General features: G+C 74.4%; 15 protein-coding genes. 4 read left to right on the top strand and 11 right to left on the bottom strand.

Translation table 11 applies throughout. The features are described from left to right. Positions 1-4 precede the first annotated feature (4 nt). The 6 genes from ACH4UM_RS06275 to ACH4UM_RS06250 all read right to left on the bottom strand — a co-directional run bounded on the left by ACH4UM_RS06275 (position 5) and on the right by ACH4UM_RS06250 (position 9,835). On the bottom strand, positions 5-739 hold the full coding sequence (locus tag ACH4UM_RS06275; RefSeq protein WP_398174339.1) for a methyltransferase domain-containing protein: 735 nt from the start codon (positions 737-739) through the stop codon (positions 5-7). Continuing rightward, on the bottom strand, positions 736-2,103 hold the full coding sequence (locus tag ACH4UM_RS06270; RefSeq protein WP_398174336.1) for a condensation protein: 1,368 nt from the start codon (positions 2,101-2,103) through the stop codon (positions 736-738). The genes ACH4UM_RS06275 and ACH4UM_RS06270 overlap by 4 nt, the downstream gene beginning before the upstream one ends. Next, entirely contained in the window at positions 2,100-6,689 is a 4,590-nt protein-coding gene (locus ACH4UM_RS06265) for an alpha-(1->3)-arabinofuranosyltransferase family protein (RefSeq protein WP_398174333.1), read from the bottom strand. Before ACH4UM_RS06265 ends, ACH4UM_RS06270 begins: the two co-directional genes overlap by 4 nt. Beyond that, on the bottom strand, positions 6,686-7,441 hold the full coding sequence (locus ACH4UM_RS06260; RefSeq protein WP_398174330.1) for a class I SAM-dependent methyltransferase: 756 nt from the start codon (positions 7,439-7,441) through the stop codon (positions 6,686-6,688). Before ACH4UM_RS06260 ends, ACH4UM_RS06265 begins: the two co-directional genes overlap by 4 nt. Beyond that, entirely contained in the window at positions 7,438-8,589 is a 1,152-nt protein-coding gene (locus tag ACH4UM_RS06255; protein ID WP_398174327.1) for a glycosyltransferase family 4 protein, read from the bottom strand. The genes ACH4UM_RS06260 and ACH4UM_RS06255 overlap by 4 nt, the downstream gene beginning before the upstream one ends. Before the next feature lie 268 nt (positions 8,590-8,857). Beyond that, positions 8,858-9,835, bottom strand: a complete 978-nt coding sequence (locus ACH4UM_RS06250; protein WP_398174324.1) for a DUF3068 domain-containing protein — start codon at positions 9,833-9,835, stop codon at positions 8,858-8,860. 184 nt (positions 9,836-10,019) lie between these two features. On the opposite strand from ACH4UM_RS06250, the gene ACH4UM_RS06245 reads away from it, so the two are divergent. The 4 genes from ACH4UM_RS06245 (at position 10,020) to ACH4UM_RS06230 (ending at position 13,252) form a co-directional block, all read left to right on the top strand. After that, positions 10,020-10,172: a hypothetical protein gene (locus ACH4UM_RS06245; RefSeq protein ID WP_398174321.1), complete on the top strand. Its 153-nt coding sequence runs from the start codon at positions 10,020-10,022 to the stop codon at positions 10,170-10,172. A gap of 3 nt (positions 10,173-10,175) precedes the next feature. Continuing rightward, positions 10,176-11,429, top strand: coding sequence for a helix-turn-helix domain-containing protein (locus tag ACH4UM_RS06240; protein ID WP_398174318.1), 1,254 nt, complete (start codon positions 10,176-10,178; stop codon positions 11,427-11,429). A gap of 207 nt (positions 11,430-11,636) precedes the next feature. Beyond that, entirely contained in the window at positions 11,637-12,410 is a 774-nt protein-coding gene (locus ACH4UM_RS06235) for an IclR family transcriptional regulator (RefSeq protein ID WP_398174315.1), read from the top strand. After that, positions 12,407-13,252 (top strand): SMP-30/gluconolactonase/LRE family protein, encoded by an 846-nt coding sequence (locus ACH4UM_RS06230; protein WP_398174312.1) that lies wholly within the window; start codon positions 12,407-12,409, stop codon positions 13,250-13,252. The genes ACH4UM_RS06235 and ACH4UM_RS06230 overlap by 4 nt, the downstream gene beginning before the upstream one ends. On the opposite strand, the gene ACH4UM_RS06225 is transcribed toward ACH4UM_RS06230, so the two are convergent. From ACH4UM_RS06225 to ACH4UM_RS06205, 5 genes are all read right to left on the bottom strand, one after another. Further along, entirely contained in the window at positions 13,242-14,660 is a 1,419-nt protein-coding gene (locus tag ACH4UM_RS06225) for an FAD-dependent monooxygenase (RefSeq protein WP_398174309.1), read from the bottom strand. The two genes, ACH4UM_RS06230 and ACH4UM_RS06225, sit on opposite strands and share 11 nt — an antisense overlap. A 26-nt stretch (positions 14,661-14,686) precedes the next feature. Beyond that, on the bottom strand, positions 14,687-15,862 hold the full coding sequence (locus ACH4UM_RS06220; protein WP_398174306.1) for an MAB_1171c family putative transporter: 1,176 nt from the start codon (positions 15,860-15,862) through the stop codon (positions 14,687-14,689). Positions 15,863-15,920: 58 nt separating this feature from the next. Beyond that, entirely contained in the window at positions 15,921-17,144 is a 1,224-nt protein-coding gene (locus ACH4UM_RS06215; RefSeq protein ID WP_398174303.1) for an MAB_1171c family putative transporter, read from the bottom strand. Next, positions 17,141-17,656, bottom strand: a complete 516-nt coding sequence (locus tag ACH4UM_RS06210; RefSeq protein WP_398175036.1) for a toxin — start codon at positions 17,654-17,656, stop codon at positions 17,141-17,143. Before ACH4UM_RS06210 ends, ACH4UM_RS06215 begins: the two co-directional genes overlap by 4 nt. Positions 17,657-17,754: 98 nt before the next feature. Next, positions 17,755-18,963: a DUF6545 domain-containing protein gene (locus tag ACH4UM_RS06205; protein ID WP_398175034.1), complete on the bottom strand. Its 1,209-nt coding sequence runs from the start codon at positions 18,961-18,963 to the stop codon at positions 17,755-17,757. Positions 18,964-19,010 lie beyond the last annotated feature (47 nt).

Here is a 19,010-nt window from a genome sequence, read left to right as displayed (position 1 = left end):
GGCGCTACGTCCTTCGCGCGTGCAGCAGCAGGATGGAGGCGAGGGAGGCTCTGGCGCAGGCCAGCCGGTCCAGCCTCCGCAGTGCACGCGGTACGCCGTGGAAGGGGGCGCCCGTGAGCCCCATGACCTCGAATCCGGCCGCGGCCACGAACTCCCTGAGCGCGCGGGCCGTGTACAGCCGCAGGTGACCCACGACCTGCGTGCCCGGGCGGCCGTGGATCGCCCGCAGGCTGACCTCGGAGAACACCGGCTGGACCCCGGCCAGGAGCAGCGCGCGGTTGTACCAGGCGGCCAGGTTCGGGGTGGAGAGCATGAGATGGCCTCCCGGGCGCAGCACACGGCGGATCTCGTCCAGGGCCGCGTCGGGGTCGACGAGGTGCTCGATCACCTCGCTGAACAGCACCGCGTCGGCGCATGCGGTCCGCAACGGCAGCCCGCCGCCGGTGAGTTCGCCGCGCACCGCGTACGGCAGCCTGGGCTGGGCGCGCCGCAGCGCGTCCTGGGACCAGTCGACGCCGACGATGCGGTGGCCGGAGAGCAGCGGGGCGGCGGTGGCGGCCGCGGTGCCGTCGCCGCAGCCGATGTCGAGGACGGTGCGCACCCCGTCGGTGGCCGGGCCCAGGACGCCGGCGAGGAGCCGGGCCTGGCGCAGGCTGCGTGGGGTGCCGGAGGCGACGGGGACGGCCGGGTCCTCGTAGAAGTCGCGCAGTTCCCGGCGCACCGGGGCGGTGGTGGTCATGGCATGCCCTTCCGCGTGGGTGGCGTCTCCTCGCCTGTCGCCGGTGTGCCCTCCTGCGTCAGGTGCAGGTAGTGCTCGAACAGGTCGCGCAGATGGGCGCCGTCGCCCTGGCCGAGCAGGGTGCGGGACCAGCGCAGGGCCAGGTGGAGCCGGCCGGCCGTGGAGGCGGTGGTGACGGTCAGGCCGCGCGGCATCCGGGCCGGGGCCGAGAACCACACGGCGTGTGCCCGCCCCGCCTCCTCGCCGAAGTCCAGCGGGTAGGGGACGCGCCCGATGTTGCTGAGCAGCGTGGTGGACGTCCAGGGCGCGGCGGCCCGGCGCAGTCCCCGGGTGAGGGCGGCCCGTACGCCCACCGGCGCCCAGCGGGTGGTGAGCAGGGCCGCGCCGTGGCCGAGCTGGGGGCGCGGCAGGGACTTCAGGGCGCGGGTGCGCAGCGCCGTGCGGCGCAGCAGGCCGGGAATGTCGTCCGCGGTCAACTCACCTGGTGCGAAGGGGACTTCGACGAGGCGGGTGCCGTTGCCGATGGGCATGGTGTGATCGCGGGGGCGGTCGTCCACGGGCATCGTGATACGCATCGGGCGGGGGCGGGCGCCGTGCTCCCGGTTCCAGTGCGCGATCGTCAGCGCGGTGCCGGCCATGAGCTGGTCGTTGACGGTGTAGGGGGCGCCCCTGGGGCGGTGCGGGAGGGCGAGTTCGGCGACCAGCACGCCGTTGCCGGGGGAGGGCTCAGGGGTGCCGGGGGCGACCCGGGCGGGCGGGGCCCAGGTGGAGGGGGTGGCCGGCTGCTCCTGGGGGGCCTCGGGGGGCCGGGTGGGGGGTGCCGCCGGGGAGTTGTCCCGGCCGCCGTACACCTCGGCCGCGGTCGCCAGCACGCGAAGGCAGGCGGGGCCGTCGAGGGCGGTGTGGTTGATGGTGAGGAAGAGCACCGTGCCGGGCGGGCAATCCGAGTCGCCGCCCGCCGCCCGGTTCGCGGTGACCACCTCCAGCCGCACCGGCGGTGCGGCCGTCAGCGGCGGTGCGAAGTCCAGGGCCCGCTGCCTGGCGTGCTTCAGCGCGTCCCGGTCCGGCGGCGGGAAACTCACCGCCTCCACGTCCGGCTCGGGGGTCAGCTCCCACTCGTAGCCGCGGCTGTACCAGGGCCGCGGGGCCTGGCGCATGAGGATGCGCGGGTGGCGGTGCAGGGCCTCGGCGAAGGCCGCCCGCAGCCGGGGCGGGTCCAGCGGGCCCGGGAGGCGGACCTCGATGTGGACCGTCTCCGGTTCCGCCTCCTGCAGGCAGTGCCGGGCCACCTCGTCCACCACCGGGAACGGAATGCGCACCGGCCGCCGCGAGGGACCGCCGGCGCGGTGTTCCAGCGCGGTCACCGGCCCTCCTCCCGCGTCCCCCCGGTGTCCTCCGGCTCGCCGGCCGGTGCCGCCCGGAGCCCGGAGCCGGGGCCCGTACGCCCGGAGCCGGGGCCCGTACGCCCGGGTCCGGGGACCAGGGCCCCGGACCCGGGGTTCGGCGACGGGGGTTCGCGGCCGGGGAGCCCGGAGTCACGCCCAAGGGGTGCGGAGCCGAGGGACGAGGTCCCGGGGCCGGGGCCAGGAGGCCCGGAGCGCGGGCTCGGAGCCTCGGGGTCCGGGCTCGGAGTCCCCGGGTCCGCGCTCCCGGAGCCGGGGCTCGGGGAGTCGTGGCCGGGGCGTGGCGGCCAGGGCGGCTCCGGGGCCGGCGGGGCGGCGGCCGGTCGGTGTGGCAACGGCCGGGCCGCGGCCTGCGGCGCCGGTCCGGCGGCCGCCGGTGGCGGTACGGCGGCCGGCCCAGGCTCATCGGGTCCGCGCCCGGGTTCCCCCGGCTCCGGAACCGGCTCCCGGACGCTCACCAGACCCGCGAACAGCCCGGTCAGAGCCAGCAGTTGGGCCGCGTGCCCGAACGCCCCCGCGCCCGCGGCCGCCGGTTCACCGGCGCCCGTGGCCGCCGCGATCCCCGCCCCCGCGAGGGCGGCGAAGGCGATCGGCACCAGCAGCCTGTGCCGGCGGTCCGCCAGCAGGGCCAGCGCCGGCACCAGCAGTGCCGGCCACCCTGCGATCACCACGCCCACCAGTGTCAACGCCACCGTGCCGAGCCACAGACCGGGCGGCGGCGGGACCGGCTGCGGCGCATCGGGGTTGGGCTCGCGCCGGCGCCGAAGGGCCAGGCCCACCAGGGCGGCCAGCGCCACCCCGCTGCCGATCAGGCCGCCCTCGTACGTCGTCGCGGGCTCGTACGACAGCCTCACCGTGCCGCCCTGCCCGGCCGGAACCCGCCACCCCTGCTGCCAGCCGTCCAGACGCACCGGCGACAGCTCCCTGCCGTTCAGCGTGGCCCTCCAGCCGTCGTTGTAGTTCTCGTACGTCGTCAGGTACACGGCCGCGCCCGAACCGACGCTCACCTCGCGCCGGTCGCCCAGCCAGTCCCGTATCCGCAGCTCGCGACCCGCAGCGGCGGCGGGCGCCACCGTCCCGCGGGTGAGCGTCACATCGGTCAGCGCGAGCGGACCGGCGTCGCCGCCCTCCAGGGTGTGCGTGCCGGAGCCCAGTTCCAGTAAGGGAGCCGACCGCCCCTCCCGGCACAGCGTCACGTCCACCGCCCGGCGCTGCACCAGGTCCCGTACCGTCCCCTTCACGGCCGTCCCGTACAGCTCTCCGTCGACGGCCACCACCGGGCCCCTGCCGCACGGCAGCGAGAACGTCCTCGACGCGGGCGGCTGCGGAGTGCGGTACTGGTCCAGCGCCGGGACGTACGCCTCGCTGAGGCCCACCGGCAGTTGCAGGTCGTCGTCGGCGACCGGGTTGTGCAGGGTCAGCGGGGCCGTCCGGGTGACCGTGATGTCCAGCCGGTCGGTGGTGATCGGGTCAAAGCGGACCACGCCGTTCACGTCGACGCCCGCGGTCGTCGCCCCGTCCGGGGAGCTGATGTCCACCTGCACGGCCCGGGTGGACAGCCCGCCCGCGGGGGCCAGCACGATCTCGCCCACCGGCTGCCTGCCCTGCCAGCGCAGATGGATCGTGGGCCGGTCGCCGGCGATCCACGCGGTGGTCAGGTCGCCGTCGGTGAGGTTGCGCGCCGACAGACCCGCGCCGAGCGCCGCCGTGGAGTCGGCCGTGGCGACGACCCGGTCCAACTGCCCGGGGGCCACCTCGTAGAGCAGCTCGTCGAGTTGCTCGCCCGGTACCGGGACCGCGCTCGCCGTAACCTCGTACGTCCCCGCCGTGCCCGTCGTGAAGCGACGGTGCAGACCGGTCTCGCTGCCCGCCGGGGACAGGCCGGTCGGGTCGGGGGTGCGGTGCAGCGAGACGATCCCGGCGGCGGCGTCGGAGCCGTCCGCGTCCGTGGGCAGCCGCAGCAGCCGGGTCACCCGGACGTGCGGCAGGGCGATCTCGGAGAAGCCCGCGCCGGTGAGACCGGCGTGGCGGGCCACCGAGTCGACGACGGTCAGTTTCATCCACGTCGTCGCGCCCGCCGGCGACCTGACGGTCTGGGTCATGCCGTCGGGCCGCAGGAAGCTGGTCGCCGAGCCCCGCCCGGTCTCCACCCGCACCCTCGTGGCCGCCGACCTCGCGCCCTGCTGCGGCAGCGGGGTCACCTCGATCGACGACGGCATGTCGTACGTGCCCGTGAAGGCGATCCGCAGCCACTGCCCGTCGGCCGAGCCCGGCGCTCCTGCCGCCCATGCCGTGTCCGGGTCGCCGTCGAAGGCGTTCACCGGGTCGTACTGGGGCAGGTGGAAGAGCCAGTTGCCGGACGAGGACGCCGTCACCGAGCGGGCGCCGCGCAACTCGGCGACCGTCTGGTGGCCGAGGCCCCCCGCGGGCAGGATCTGGCGCGGCGGCCGGCCCGCGTCCTGCACGGCGTCCGGCGCGTTCCGCTCGCCCTTCGTGTACGTGTACGAGGTGTTGGCGCCGACCAGCCCGAACCGTGTGTCCGCGCGCCGCAGTCCGTCCCCGACGACCTGGAGTCCGGGGGAGCCGAGCCCGGGATGGCCGTCGCCGGTCAGCACGGTCGCCCGGCCGCGCAGCCCGGCCGCGAGCGGCAGCAGCGACTCGGGCCCGCCGGAGACGACGGCGGTGTCCGCGACCGGCAGCAGATGCGCCTGCCCCGGCCGGGGCACGTCCGGGCTCACCGGCTCGTAGATCTCCACCGCCCGCTGCCGCGGGTAGAGGCCCTCCACCTGGAGCGGGGTGCCGTGCGCGATCCGGCCGCCCGTCATGACCGGACCGAAGCCGGTCACCCGCCGGTAGCCGGACTGCTCCAGGGTGCGTTTGACGGTCGTGGTCGGCACCTGGCCGATCTGGTCGGGGTCGAGGTCGTTGCGGACCACGAGGTAGTGGACACCGGCCCGGCTGAGGTAGTCGGCGAGCCCGGGTACCTCGCCCCCGCTCGTCAGCGCCTGCTCGACGGCGTCCATGGCGCGCCGGTTGCCGGGGGTGCCGAAGGGCACGTAGTCCCGTTGTGCCCAGCGGGACTTCGCGAGCACGTCCAGGGGCTGGTCGATGGGCGAGCCCCAGGTGTAGAGGCCGTGCGCGGTGGCGGGGACGACCAGGGCGCGGGAGTCGGGGGAGTACGTGTGCAGCCAGTCGGCCGTGGCCGTCCAGTACTCGGGGAGCCGCTGGAAGGAACCGGGGTTGAGGATCGAGCCGTTGAGGTACGGCCAGGCGAGGCCGGGGACGACCAGAACGGCCGCGAGCAGCGGGGCCAGCCGGCGGCCCCGCACCGGACGGGCGCCCCGGTCCTCGGCCGCCACGCCCACGAGGTGCGCGAGACCGAGCACGAGGGCCAGCGCGAGGCCCGGCTGGAACTTGTAGATGTTGCGGAAGGGGACCAGCGGGCCGTTCAGCCAGTCCTGCACCACCCCGTGGAAGGGACCGCCGAACGCGCCGCCGTACCCGGCGAGCAGCACCGTCGCGACCGTCAGCACGGTCAGTACCAGCCACCGCCGCTCCGGCATGTCCCGCCGCGCCAGGCCCGCAAGCCCCAGTCCCGCCGCGAGCGCCGAGCAGACGATCACGGCCACGGAGGCCGCCACCGTCCAGCCCGCCGGCAGCCAGGCCTGCCCGAAGTGCAGATACGCCACCCAGTTCCCGGCGCCGCGCAGTGCCTCCGTGGCCGACATGGTGGCCGTGGTGGTCTGCGAGGTCTCCACGTAGGGAAGGAAGTTCTCGCCGTAGACGCCGAGCAGCAGCAGCGGTATCCACCACCAGGCCGTGGCCACGACGACACCCGGCACCCACCAGGCGATCAGCCTGCGCCGGCGCGGCCCGGGCGGCCGGGAGAGCAGATACAGGCCGGCCGGGAGCAGGGAGGCGAGGGTCGCGGCCGCGTTGACGCCGCCCATGAACGGCACCAGCAGCGCCGAGCGCAGGGCCGCGACCCGGGCGGCGTACCGCTCGTCCGTCAGCGGCAGCAGCACCCATGGCAGCAGCGCACCGGGCAGCGCGGCCGCCGACGTCGATCCGACGACGATCGTGAACACCGGCCACAGCGCGTACGCCACCGCCGCGAGCAGCCGGGAGGCGCCGCTGCCCACGCGCAGCCGCTCGGCGAGCCGCAGCGCGCCCCAGAAGGCGACCGACACGATGACCGACAGCCACAGCCGCTCGGCGAGCCACACGGGCAACCGGATCGCGTGGGCGAGCCAGTAGAACGGCAGCATCGGCCAGAGGTAGCCGACGTACTGGTCCTGGATGCCGCCGAAGGAGCCCCGGTCGTGCCACAACTGGCCCAGGTCGGAGAGGAACTGCCCGGGGTCGGCCGTCACGCCGAGCTTGGTGTCGAAGGTCTGCCGGCCCGGGTGCACCGCGAGCAGCAGCACGAACACCACGGTCCAGAACCCCAGCAGCCAGCGCCGCGGCCGAGGGCCCTCCGGCGGTCCCGAACGGGCCGCGGTGGTGGGGACGTCTGCCGGGGGAGGAGCCTGGATGGTGGTTGTCATCGGGGACACCGCCGCAGGATGAGGAGGAGGTTCCAGGTGGCGAACTCGCGCAGGCCCGGCGCCCTGACGACGGCCCGGGCGAGGAACGGCCAGTAGCGGGAGCGCGCCGAGACGACCGTGACGTCGCCGCGGGCGCGCACCTGCCGCAGGGTCGGCCCGATGTGCACGGCGAACAGGTTCTCGCCGAGGCTGTGCTTGGCGGGCCGGCCGGTACGGCGCTCGTAGCGGACGCGTGCCCGGTCGGCGCCGAGGTAGTGCCAGGGCGCCCACTCGTGCCCGCCCCACGGGGAGAGCCAGTTGGTGAACGACACGTAGATCAGCCCGCCGGGCCGGGTCACCCGGGTCAGCTCGCTGAGGAAGGTCTGCGGGTCGGCCACGTGCTCCAGGACGTTGGAGGAGAAGGTGACGTCGGCGACCGCGTCCGACAGCGGCAGCAGATACCCGTCGGCGACCACCGTCCCGTCGGGCGGCCGGGCGCCCAGCTCCCGAACGTCCGGTTCGAACAGGTAGGCGTCGGCGCCGCGCCTGCGGAACTCCGCGGTGAAGTGGCCGCTGCCGCCGCCCACGTCCAGCACCGTGCGGCCGGCGAGCGGGCCGTCGCAGGCCTCGATCTGGTCGGCGGCGTCCCTGGCCAGCAGGGCGTAGCAGGCGTCGGGGTCGTCCTGCTCGTGCAGGAAGGCACGGAAGAGGGCCACCGACCGGCGTATCGAGGGGTCCTTCGGGCCGGTGCCGGGACGCCCCTGCCCGGTCATGGCGCCCAGCTCCTCACCGCCTCGGCGGCCACCGCGCGGAACTGCCGCACGGTGCGGTGCCAGCGGTAACGGGCGGCGCGGTCGCGGGCCGCCTTGCCCATGAGCTCGCGACGGTGCCCGGACAGCGCCAGGGTGCACCAGGCCGCGGCGAAGGAGGACTCGCCGCGGGCCAGCACGCCCGTCTCGCCGTCCACCACCGAGTCCCTCAGGCCCGGCACGTCGAAGGCGATCGCCGGGGTCTCGCGGGCCGCCGCCTCGGTCACCACCAGGCCCCAGCCCTCCACCGCGGAGGGGTGCAGCAGCAGCCACGCCGCGCACAGCAGGCGGTGCTTGTCGGCCTCGGAGACATGACCGGTGAACTCCACCTCCGGACCGGCGAGCCGCTCCAGACGGGCGCGCTCGGGCCCGTCGCCGACGACCAGCAGCCGGCCGCCGGTGACCGGGCGCACCCGCTCCCACAGCCTGAGCAGCAGGTCGATCCGCTTGTACTCCACCAGCCGGCCCACCGCCACGAACAGCGGCTCGGGCGAGCGCTCTTCGCGCGGGCCCGGCTCCGCCACGCCGTTGTGCACCACGCGGATGCGCTCCCGTTCGACGCCGATGGCGCGCAGCGCGTGGGCCGTGGACGGGGAGACCGCGACCAGCAGACTCCGCCGCTGCACACCGGTCAGCGCCCAGTGTTCGAGTCTTCGGCCGATCCGGGCGGCCGGGGCGAGCGGCCCGCCGAACCGCATCCTCCACAGGTCGGTGTGCACGTGGTTGACCAGGCACAGGGTGGGGCCGTGGTGCCACAGCGGCGCCAGGTACGGCATCCCGTCGCAGACCTCGACCAGCAGGTCGCTCTCACCGACCTGGCGGGCGAAGGCGGAGCGGGCGCGCAGGTAGTGGCCGTAGGAGCCGCCCGCGGAGACCACCCGGTAGTCGCGGTAGGACGCGGGGCCGCCGCACAGCAGGGTGACCTGGTGGCCGAGCCGGGTCAGTCCGTCGGCGAGCCGGTCGACCAGCAGCTCGGAACCGCCGGCGGCCGGATTGCCGAGGTCCCGGTGGGCGAGGAAGACGATCCGGCGCGGCTGTGGGGGGAGCGCCGGGTGGTGCTGCACGCCCCTGGGGAGCGTGGCGCGCAGCGAGAAGGGCACGTGCTGGGGCATGGGTGCTCCAACTCGTCTCGGGGTGCGGAAATCTGGGGGGGGGAAACTCGGCGGAAGGGCGGACTCCGCGTCGGGAACCCGTGCGGAACCCGGTGTCTCGATGTGGGGGGAGTCTTTCTGTGCGGAGCCTGGGCTCTGTCTGCGTGTGGGGTGTGGGCGGGGTGTGGGCGGGTTGTGCTGGGGTGGGGGTGGACAGTTTTCGCCCAGCCGTTCGCCACGGCTACTCACCGGGGTGACAATTTCGGGGGTTATTAGATCTGACGTATCGTCACATCGTGAGGGCCGGTGTGGGTGTTCCGGTCGTTTCGGGACGCCTGCGTCCGCGTACCACCAAAACGCCCCCCACCGCCGCGAGGACGAGTCCGGTCACGGCGGCCGTGATCGGCAACGTCAGCCCCACCAGGCGCAGACGGCCGCTCTCCTGCCTCGCCTGCCGCACCTGGTCCTTCTGGGTGGCCGTGGTGAACCCCAGCTTCGGCGCGTCCAGCAGCACCACCGCGTCCCTCCCCGTCCCCGGCGCGCGCAGGGTGCGCCGCGGACCCACCTGGGCGTAGATCACCCGGCCGGTGCGCTGGTCCACGACCAGCTCGATGCCGTGGTTGGAGTACCACTCCTCGGCCTGCACCTGGGGCCGGCGCGGCTCGTCGACCACGGTGCCGGGCACCAGCCGGGTGCCGATCCTCGTCGGGGGGACCGTGCCGGTGAAGCGGTAACCGGTGTAGCCCTGGACCTTCTTCGTGCCCGCGTAGTGCAGCACGACCGTCGAGCCCAGGGAGTTGTCCCACCATTGATAGGAGTGTTTACGCACGTCGAAGGGGAACTTCAGATAGGCGTCGCCCTCGAAGTACGGGTTCTCCCGGCAGCAGTGCACCGGCTTGTTGGTCCTCCGGTCCGTCACCCAGCGGTTGGCGAAGAACTCCAGCGCGTCGTGCGGATCGGCCGCCGGCAGCGTCCTGTCCGTGTCGACCGTCGTCGTCACGTCCCACACGGCGTCCCCGCTGCGCTCACTGTCCTCGACGTCCCCGCGCACCTGCTGGGTGACCGTGATCCGCTGACCGCGCAGGGTCCGGATCGCGTCGGTGTCGAAGTAGCTGCCGGTACCGGTGTAGACGGCGGTCGTGTCGATGTCGATCGGGTTCACGGCGGCCCGCGGTGTCACGTACCAGGCCAGCATCGGGGCCAGGACCAGCAGGAACGTGCCGAGGCCCAGCAGGATGAGGGAGAGAGGTGAGGCAGTACGGCGCATCCGGCACTCCAGAATCCGGGGAGGAAAGTGCGCGTGCGGTGTGAGGCGGGAACCGTAGGCGCCCCTTGACGGAGTGTCAATGTCCTGCCGACACTGGCTGACGACAGCAGGGGTGGGATGCCGGGTGGGGCGACCGCCGGAGCGATTCCGGACCGGTTCGCCGGACAGAGAGGCTGACCCTGCGATGTCCAGACTGCTCGCCGCCGCGCTCACCGCCGCCGTCTGCGCCGCGCTCGCCGTGGCCGCCGCCCTCGGCGTCGTCGCGCTGCTCGACGCCCGCCCCGACCAGCCGAACACCCCCTTGATCACCTACGAGCAAGCAGGCCAGGGGAGTTGACCCGTGCCCGCCACTCCCCCGGCCGCCGTCCCCACCCGGTCGGCCTGGCACGACGTACCCCGCCTCCAGGTCCGCCGTTTCGCGGCGATCGCCTTGGCCGAGGCTCCCGGGCTCGCCGAGGAGATCCTGCGGGAGATCCGCCGCGAGTACCCGCACCTGCCCGTCGTCCTCGACGAGAGCGGCGAGCCCCTGGCGCTCGTCGGCATCCGCCGTGCGATCGAGGTGTTCGTCCGGCACCTGGAGAACGCGGAGGACCTGACGGGCCGCCTCACGGCCCCGCCGGGCGTCTTCCACGAGTTCGGCCGCGGCGAGGGACTGCACGGCCGCAGCCTCGACTCGCTCCAGGCGGTCTACCGCATGGGCGTCCGCCTGGCCTGGCGGCGCTTCGCCGACATCGGCCAGCGTGTGCAGATCCCGCCGCCCGCGATGTACGAGCTGGTCGACGCCGGCTACGAGTACCTGGACGGGCTGGTCGACCAGTCCGTACGCGGCTACGCCGAGGCCGCCGCCCGGCAGGCCGGGGAGCGGCTGCGGCTGCAGCGCCGGCTGATGGAGCTGCTGCTCGCCGAACGGCGCCGGGGCGATGCCGCCGACGCGCTCGCCGAGCGGGCGGCCCGGATCGGCTGGCCGCTGCCCGGCAGGGTCGCCGTCGGCGTGCTGCTGCGCCCGGCGCGCGAGGCGGTCGCGCCCGCGGTGGGCCAGGGGGTGCTGCTCGACATGGAGTACGAGCAGCCCCGCATGGTCGTGCCCGATCCGGCCGCCGCCGGCCGCCCCGAGCTGCTGCACCGGGCGCTGACCGGCTGGGCCGGGGCGATCGGGCCACCGGTCGCGCTCACCGACGCCGCGAAGTCGCTGCGCTGGGCGCAGGCGGCGGTGGGGCTGATGGAGCGGGGGCTGCTGCCGGCCGGGGAGGTGCTGTACTGCACCGAGCACACCCAGGCGCTGGTGCTGCTGCAGCCGGAGGAGCTGATCGACGACCTGGCGCTGCGCTGCCTGGCCCCTCTGTCCCACTGCGGCCCCACACACGGGCGGCGGCTTGCGGAAACGTTACTTGCCTGGCTGGAGACCAGAGGCGGGGCGCCGGAGGTGGCCGCGCGGCTGGGCGTCCATCCGCAGACGGTGCGGTACCGATTACGGCAGATACGCGAGCTGTGGGGCGACGAGATCGACGACCCGGACCGCCGCTTCGAACTCGAACTGGTGCTGCGGGCCCAGCGGCTGCGCGGAGAACTGGGGGATCCTGGAGCACGGCGATAGAGGGACGGCGGATCACGGATCACGGATCGCGGGCCACGGACGGCGGATCACGGATCACGGACCAAGGATCACGAACCGCGGACGGCAGCGGGCACCGGCCTGTTCCCACCCATTGCCCGCGCCACCCACTATGACTAGCCTGTGTTCGTCATGCCGACCGCCTGTTGAAATTTCGAACATGGCCTAGATCCAGGGAGGGGGCCGGTCGTGGGACGCCTCGTACCCGCCGTGACCCGGGCTCTCGACATACTCGAGCTCTTCCTCGACGGGGACGGGACGCTCTCCGCCCCCGACATCGTGCGCAGGCTGCAACTGCCGCGCACGACGGTCCACGAGCTGGTCACCACGCTCGCCGCCCGCCAGTACCTCGTCCCCGTGACCGGCCAGCCCGGACGCTACCGGCTCGGCGTACGCCCGTACCAGCTCGGCAGCCGCTACGCCGAGCAGCTCGACCTCGCCGCCGAGGGTCAGCAGGTCGCCCGCTCGGTCGCGGAGACCTGCGACGAGACCGTGCACGTGGCGATCCTGGAGGACACCGACGTCATCTACATCGCCAAGGTCGACTCCACGCACGCGGTGCGCATGGTGTCCGCGGCCGGCCGCCGTCTCCCGGCCCACTGCACCTCGGTCGGCAAGATGCTGCTCGCGTCCCTGCCCGAGCAGGAACTCGCCGCGCGCCTCCCGGACGGCACCGAGCTGGTCGCGATGACCCCCAACAGCATCACCGACCCGGCCGCCCTGCGCGAGGCCCTGGCCGGGATCCGGCAGCGGGGCCTGGCGGTGGAGAGCCGCGAGTCCAACCCGGACGTCTCCTGCGTGGCCGCCCCGGTGCGCGACCGCACCGGACAGGTGGTCGCCGCCCTGTCCATCTCCGTGCCGATGATCCGCTGGAGCGAGGAGCGGCGGGCCGAGCTGGAGCAGCTCGCCGCGAAGGGCGCCGCAGAGCTGTCGGAGCGCCTGGGGCACCGGGGCGTGGCGTGACGGCGTACGAGGTGGCGGTCCGCGCACAGGCCTCGCTGGGCGAGGGCCCCACCTGGGATCCGGCGGCCGGCCGGCTGATCTGGGTCGACATCCTCTCCGCCCGCGTCCACACCTACGACCCGGCGTCCGGCCGCCGCACGGTGCGCACGACCGGGCAGCACGTGGGCGCGGCCAAGCCCCGCGCGGGCGGCGGACTGGTGCTGAACCTGAGGGACGGCGTGGGCCTGGTGGACCCCGGCGGCGCCTTCCGCTGGCTCCACCACGACCCGGTCCCCGGCCGCCGCGGCAACGACGCCGCCGTGGCGCCCGACGGCGCGCTGTGGACCGGCACCATGCGCTACGACGAGGCACCGGGCGGCGGCACCCTGACCCGGCTCACCGGCGACGGCTCGGCGCAGGTGGTCCTGACCGACGTGGCGGTGAGCAACGGCACCGGCTGGAGCCCCGACGGCCGACTGATGTACTACGTCGACTCACCGACCCGCCGTATCGACGTCCTCGACTTCGACGGCGAACGCGTCACCGGCAGACGCCCGCTGGCGCACGTGGAGGAGGGCGCGGGCTTCCCCGACGGCCTCACGGTCGACGCCGACGGCTGCGTCTGGGTGGCCCTGTGGGACGGCGGCGCGATCCGCCGCTACACGCCCGCCGGCACGCTGGACCGCGTGCTCGGCCTGCCCGTCCCCCGCCCCACGGCCTGTGCCTTCGGCGGCCCCGACCTCACCGACCTCTACGTCACAACGGCCCGCACGGGCCTGCCGGCACCGCACCCGCTGTCGGGATCGGTGCTGGTGGTGCCGGGGGCGGGGAACGGGCTGGCGCAGCCGGTGTTCAGGGGCTGACCCGGCCCTCCGTGCGGTCCAGTTCCTCCAGAATCTTGCGTTCGGCCGGGGTGAGCGGGGGGCCCGCCAGCGGGGGGAGGAGGGGGCCGTTGAGGACGTCGAGGAGGGTGTCGGGGCGCAGGAGGCGTTCCGGGCCGGTGCGCAGGCTGGTGACGTCCCACAGGGCGGCCGCCGCCCGGTAGGAGCCGGTGGCGGCCCGGGTCAGCCGGCGGGTGTAGGCCGTGACGAGACGGTCGGCCAGGCCCGGCCGCGCGCCGCGCGTGTCCGGGTACCAGACGTCCTGGCCGACGGCCGCCGCCCAGGCCGCGTCGACCGAGCGGGCGGTCCCGCGCTGCACCCGGCGGGCGAGGCCCGGAGCCGCCGCGCCGGCGCGCCGCAGCTCCCGGCCCAGCAGCTGCGCGCCGAGCGCGGCCACCGACATGCCCTGCCCGTAGGCCGGGTTGAAGGCGGCCACCGCGTCGCCGAGGGCGACGAAGCCCTCCGGCCACTGCCGGGTCTTCTCCAGGTAGCGGCGCACATTGCTGGTGCTGCGGCTGATGTGCACGCCGGTGAGGGGTTCGGCACCGGAGACGAGCCGGCCCACGATCGGGGACGGCAGGCCGAGGGCGTAGCGCAGGAAGCCTTCGGGGTCCGCCGGCGGCTCACCGCCGCGCGTGCCGGCGAGGCTCACCATCCAGCGGTCGTCCTCGATCGGCAGGACCATGCCGCTGCGGCCCGGTCCGGACCCGTACGGATCGGACTGCACCATCGTCAGCGGGAACTGCTCGGCCCCCGCCGGTGTGCGGTAGACGCGCGTGGCGTTGACCAGTCCGCAGTCCACGGTCCGCTCGTGCACCCCGGTGATCCCGAGGTCGCCCAGCCAGGTGACGATCCGTGTCCCGCGTCCGCTCGCGTCCACCACGAAGTCGGCGGCCAGCTCCGCCTCCCCGCCGGCGGCCACGATCCGGACGCCGCGCACCCGCCGCGCGTCCCCCACCAGCCCGACGGCCTGGGCCCTGCGGACCTGCACCCCGGTGTGGGCGAGCACGGCGGCCCGCACCGTCCAGTCCAGCAGCGCGCGGGTGCAGCTGAGCACGGCCGGCCCGTCGTGCCGCCAGCGGCGGAACCAGCCCTCGGGGGTGAGGGCCACCATGCCCCGGCCGAGCGGTATCTCCCGCGCGCCCGCGGCCAGCAGCCGCGACCGTATGCTCCCGCCGGGCACGAGGTCCTCCATGGCGGCCAGCCCCCCTGCCATCAGCAGATGGGCATGACGCCCCTGCGGCAGCCCTCTGCGGTGCTCCGGCCCGGCGGGCAGGTCGTCGCGGTCGAGTACGACCACGTCGTCCACGGCGGTGGACAGCGCCGCCGCGGCCAGCATGCCGGCCAGACCGGCACCGACGACGACAGCTCTACGGGCTCTACGGGGCATGGGGCTCCTCGGAGTCGGTCATGGGCTCAGCCATGGAAGGTCCTCACCGTTCCTTCTCGTACACCGGTTTCGGCGGGCGTGTGGAGCAGGGCCTGCGCCAGCTCCACCAGCCCGCCGGTCCCGGACACCTCCGTGGCATGGAGGCGGTACCCGCTCGGCGCCGGCAGCGGCTCCTCCCGTGCGGCGGCGCGGCGTGCGGCGTCGGCGAGCATGGCCGCCTCCGCCGCGATCCGGGCCTCGTGCGCAGTGCGGCCCGAACTCCGGGCGGCGGCCAGGGCCCGCTCGCGGACCCGGTCGTCGAAGTACGGGGCGAGCCCCAGCAGGGCGTCGTGGATGGACACCTCCCGCCAGTGCAGGCGTGAGGTGGGCAACTGCCACCAGGAACTGGGCGGCTTGGGCGCGGTCGACACGAACCGGACCCGCGACCACAGCGGCCCGAGCCTGCGGTAGTCCCGCAGGCTGCGCGCATGGGAGCGGGCGGCGGGCAGCAGCCGCGGCAGCACGAAGCCCGCCGAACACAGCAGCGCGCCCAGCGAGGCCATCGGCGGGGCGACCTTCGTGGACAGCACGTCCAGGTCGTGGCCCGCCCAACGTGCCACGACAGCCGTGTACTTGGTCAGCTGGAACCCCACCACGTCCAGCAGCGACCCGGCGAGGATCAGCCGCAGCCCGGCCCGCAGCAGGCCGGTGACCTCGCGGCTCCACTTGACGCACAGGGCGCACATCGTCAGGGTCGCCGCGCTGTGCCCGATCAGGTAGAGCAGGATCATCTCGCGCAGATACGGGGTGTTGGCGTAGTAGGTGTCGAGGTCGGTGAGCCGTTCGGTGCGGGCGTCGCCCAGCGCGAACAGCACGACGATGGCGACGACCAGCGGCGTGTACGCGGCGATGCTGCGCAGCACCATCCGCCTGACCCGCTCCCGTGGCCCGCCGCGCCAGTGGATCAGCAGGATGACCAGCGAGCAGCTGTACGCGGAGAGCATGCCGTAGGTCAGCGGGGCGCCGAAGTTGGGAATGCCGGTGAGGGCGTTGACGGCGGCCAGGGTCAGCGGAGCCGAGCAGACGAAGACGAGTGACCCGAGCACGATCGCCACACATGTGGACAGCGTCAGCGGGTTCCGCACGGCCGTACGCGGCCGGCGCAGCAGCACGGTGGCGGACAGCCCGAAGATCCCGGCCGCCAGATACACGACGAGATTCACGCCGGCCACCCCCGTCGGCGCCCCGGCCGCGCCGGCCGTCCCGCTGTCCGTGCGGCCTTCATGGTGTGCTCGTCGGGGTCGGGTTGCCGTGGGTGCCCTCGTGGGCGGGCCGTGCGGGCGCGGGCCCAGGCGCAGGCGCGGACGTGAATGCGGGTGCGGACGTGGGTGCGGGCGCGGCGAGTCTGTCCGCTATGCGGATCAGGGTGGACGGGCAGGGGGGACGGGCCGGCAGGCGGTCGGCCTCGGGGGTCAGGACGCGTGCGGGGCGTTCGCGGACGGCCGCGGTGATGACCGCGGCCCACGCGGCGGCTTCGGCATGGTCCCGGTCGCCGGTCGCCGCCAGCGCCGCTTCGTGGGTCCGCTCGTACAGGGCGCGGTCGAAGGATGCGTCCAGATAGCTGAGCGCGTTGTGGATGCTGGTCTGGCGCCACATCAGCCGGGTGGTGGGGGAGGCCCAGCGCGGCCGGGGCAGCCGCAGGGCGCGACGGGTGAGCAGGTCGTCCAGCTCGCGCTCCAGCGGTTCCAGTCGTGCGTACGTGCGCCGGGACCGCCGCCACTGGGCCAGCCGGGGCCCGGCCAGTGGCACCAGGATGCCCACCGACGTCAGCAGGGCGCCCAGCCCGGCGGCCGCCGGTGAGATGTTCGTGCCGAGCGCCGACCAGTCCCGTCCGCTCCAGCGCGCGACCACGGCGGCGAGTTTGGTCACGCTGTAGCCCCCGGTGCACAGCGAGCCCAGTCCCAGGACCACCAGCCCCGCCCGCAGCCAGCCGTTCACCTCGCGGGCCCAGCGCAGGGAGGACACCGTGGTGACACTGACGGCCGCGAGGTGCCCGAGCAGGTACAGCACGATCATCTCGGCGATGAACGGTGTGGTCGCGTAGTAGGTGTCCAGGTCGGTGCGGCGCTCCACCGGCGCCTCGCCGAGTGCGAACGTGGTGGCGATGCCGACCAGCACGAACGCGTAGGCCACCATCCAGCGGCGGGCGACGCGATGCACCCGCTCGCCGCCCCGCCAGTAGACGATGAGGACCTGGGAGGCCGCGCTGTAGGCGGTGATCGAGGCGTAGGTCAGCGGCGCGGCGAGGTTCGGGACGCCGCTGACGCGGTTGACGGCCCCCACCGTGGGCGGGGCCCCGAACAGGAAGCAGACGCTGCCCAGACCCAGCACCGCGCAGATGGCCCGCAGATACGGATCGTGCCGGTGGCGAACCAGGTCCGGGGCCTTCACCGCCAGGCCCAGCCACAGCACACCACAGCTGATGTAGTTGATCAGACCGCTCATCTTCCCCGGACCCCGCGGTAGTTGAGCGCCGCCCCGATGCGTCCGGCGAGATCCTGTTCGTCGTCCGGGCCGACGGCGGACACGGAGTCCGAAGAGTCCTCCAGCCAGGTGCGCAGCCGGCGGCCCATCAACATGCCGAAACGGTCCGCCTCCTGCTCGTCGGCGAGGCTGAAGTCGGTGCGGGCCGCGACCGGCCGGGGCGGCCCGGCGGTCGTCGGGGCGGCTGTCGCGCCGGCGTCCGCGTCGCGCCGGCTCATGTGCCACACCTCATGACAGAAGATCACGATCTGGTGCCACGCGGCGGCCCGCTGGTCGACGACCACCACGTCCTGCGTCTCGCCCTCCAGCCACAGCCCGCTGGCGGTGTGCGGCGGGAAGACCTCCCGGCGCACGACGACCTGACGGCCCCTCCAGGCGCTGACCGAGTCGACGAGAGCGGCGAACAGCGTGTCGGGGTCCGCGGGGACCGGCACCCGGATGGGGTCGATGAGCGCGTCGGCGAGCCGCCGCATCTCCCTTTTCCTACGCACCATGTTCCCCCGTGGATCTCTCACGCGTCCCCCCATCATCCCCGGGCGGCCGGTGAAGGGAAAAGTCCTTGGCCGCGCGGTCACTCATGGGCGGGCACGCTTTCCGCCGCGGCGGCCCGCACGCGCACCGCCTCGATGCGGTCGGGGTGGTGCAGGGCGCGGGAGACGGCGCCGATCTCGCGCAGCAGTTCGGTGGTGTCGCAGTCGCCGGCGCCCTCGTCCCGCGGTGCCCGGCCCCGGGCCGCCACGGCGTCCAGCACGGCTGCCGCCGCGGCCAGCGCCCGCGCCGCGTCCGGCACGTACCCGAGTTCCAGCGCGGCGGCGTACGCCCGCCGGCGCAGCTCCTCGTCGATGCGGCGGGCCAGCGGCAGCAGTACATCGCGGATGTACGTCTCCCGCCGGGTCAGCCGCAGCTCCGGTCCGCCCCGCAGCAGAACGGCCGGCCGGCCATCGTCGACCGTGCGCATCAGCAGGTACAGGGGCCGCAGTTCGTGGTGGGCGAGCCGGACCCGCCAGCGGTCGTGCAGATACTGGCCGGCGTGCGGGACGATGAAGCCGACCGCGATCAGGATCGCCGACACACAGGCCACGGGCGGCGCGAGGTCCGTGCTCAGCCAGTCCAGGTCGTGCCCCGTCCAGCGGGCCGCCACGGCGGTGAGCTTGGAGGCGTCGAAGACCAGGTTCAGCCCGTAGCCCGCGCCCAGCGACTTCAGCCCACCGCGCAGCCAGGCGTCCAGTCCGTCGGTGCGCACCCAGTTCCAGATCACCCGGCTGGTGATGAGGACCGCGACGGCGTGTGCCAGCAGGTAGAGCAGGATCTCCTCACGCATGAACGGGGTGTCGGCGTAGTACGTGTCCAGGTCCCGCAGCCGTTCCACGGGCACGTCGGCGAGGGCGAACAGCACCCACAGCAGGACGATCACGCCCGAGTAGACCGAGACGACCCAGCGGGTGGCGCGGAGGGTCGCGGCCGAGCGGTCGGCCAGGCCGTTGCGCCAGGCGATGATGAGCAGCAGACAGGATCCGCAGAACGCGGTGAGCAGCGAGTACACCCAGGGCGCCGAGATGTTCGGTACGCCGGTGACCCGGTTGGTCCAGTGAATGGTCGACGGCGCGACGAACACGAACACCGCGCAGGCGAGCAGGAGCAGCCCGCCGACCGCGCGCAGCATCGGGTCCTTCCACAGCCGGATGATCGTCGGCAGCTTGATCGCCAGGGCGGCGGTGAGCACCGCGGCCGGGATCCAGAAGGAGATCGAGCACTCGCCGGCCAGGGCCGCCGGGTCCAGCGCGAGCCCGGCGGCCGGCCGGGCGGCCAACTGGCCTAAGACGCCGG

The sequence above is a fragment of the Streptomyces sp. NPDC020801 genome (assembly GCF_044334385.1).
Lineage (GTDB): Bacteria > Actinomycetota > Actinomycetes > Streptomycetales > Streptomycetaceae > Streptomyces.
The sequence above is the reverse complement of the archived record's forward strand: the minus strand, read 5'-3'. Positions and strand labels throughout refer to the sequence as shown.

Bases quoted from the DNA above. Each gene is read 5' to 3' on its own strand.
- ACH4UM_RS06260 (WP_398174330.1), bottom strand. From the start codon at position 7,441: ATGACCGGGCAGGGGCGTCCCGGCACCGGCCCGAAGGACCCCTCGATA.
- ACH4UM_RS06225 (WP_398174309.1), bottom strand. From the start codon at position 14,660: ATGCCCCGTAGAGCCCGTAGAGCTGTCGTCGTCGGTGCCGGTCTGGCC.
- ACH4UM_RS06245 (WP_398174321.1), top strand. From the start codon at position 10,020: ATGTCCAGACTGCTCGCCGCCGCGCTCACCGCCGCCGTCTGCGCCGCG.
- ACH4UM_RS06210 (WP_398175036.1), bottom strand. From the start codon at position 17,656: ATGCGGCGGCTCGCCGACGCGCTCATCGACCCCATCCGGGTGCCGGTC.
- ACH4UM_RS06255 (WP_398174327.1), bottom strand. From the start codon at position 8,589: ATGCCCCAGCACGTGCCCTTCTCGCTGCGCGCCACGCTCCCCAGGGGC.
- ACH4UM_RS06250 (WP_398174324.1), bottom strand. From the start codon at position 9,835: ATGCGCCGTACTGCCTCACCTCTCTCCCTCATCCTGCTGGGCCTCGGC.
- ACH4UM_RS06265 (WP_398174333.1), bottom strand. From the start codon at position 6,689: ATGACAACCACCATCCAGGCTCCTCCCCCGGCAGACGTCCCCACCACC.
- ACH4UM_RS06275 (WP_398174339.1), bottom strand. From the start codon at position 739: ATGACCACCACCGCCCCGGTGCGCCGGGAACTGCGCGACTTCTACGAG.
- ACH4UM_RS06215 (WP_398174303.1), bottom strand. From the start codon at position 17,144: ATGAGCGGTCTGATCAACTACATCAGCTGTGGTGTGCTGTGGCTGGGC.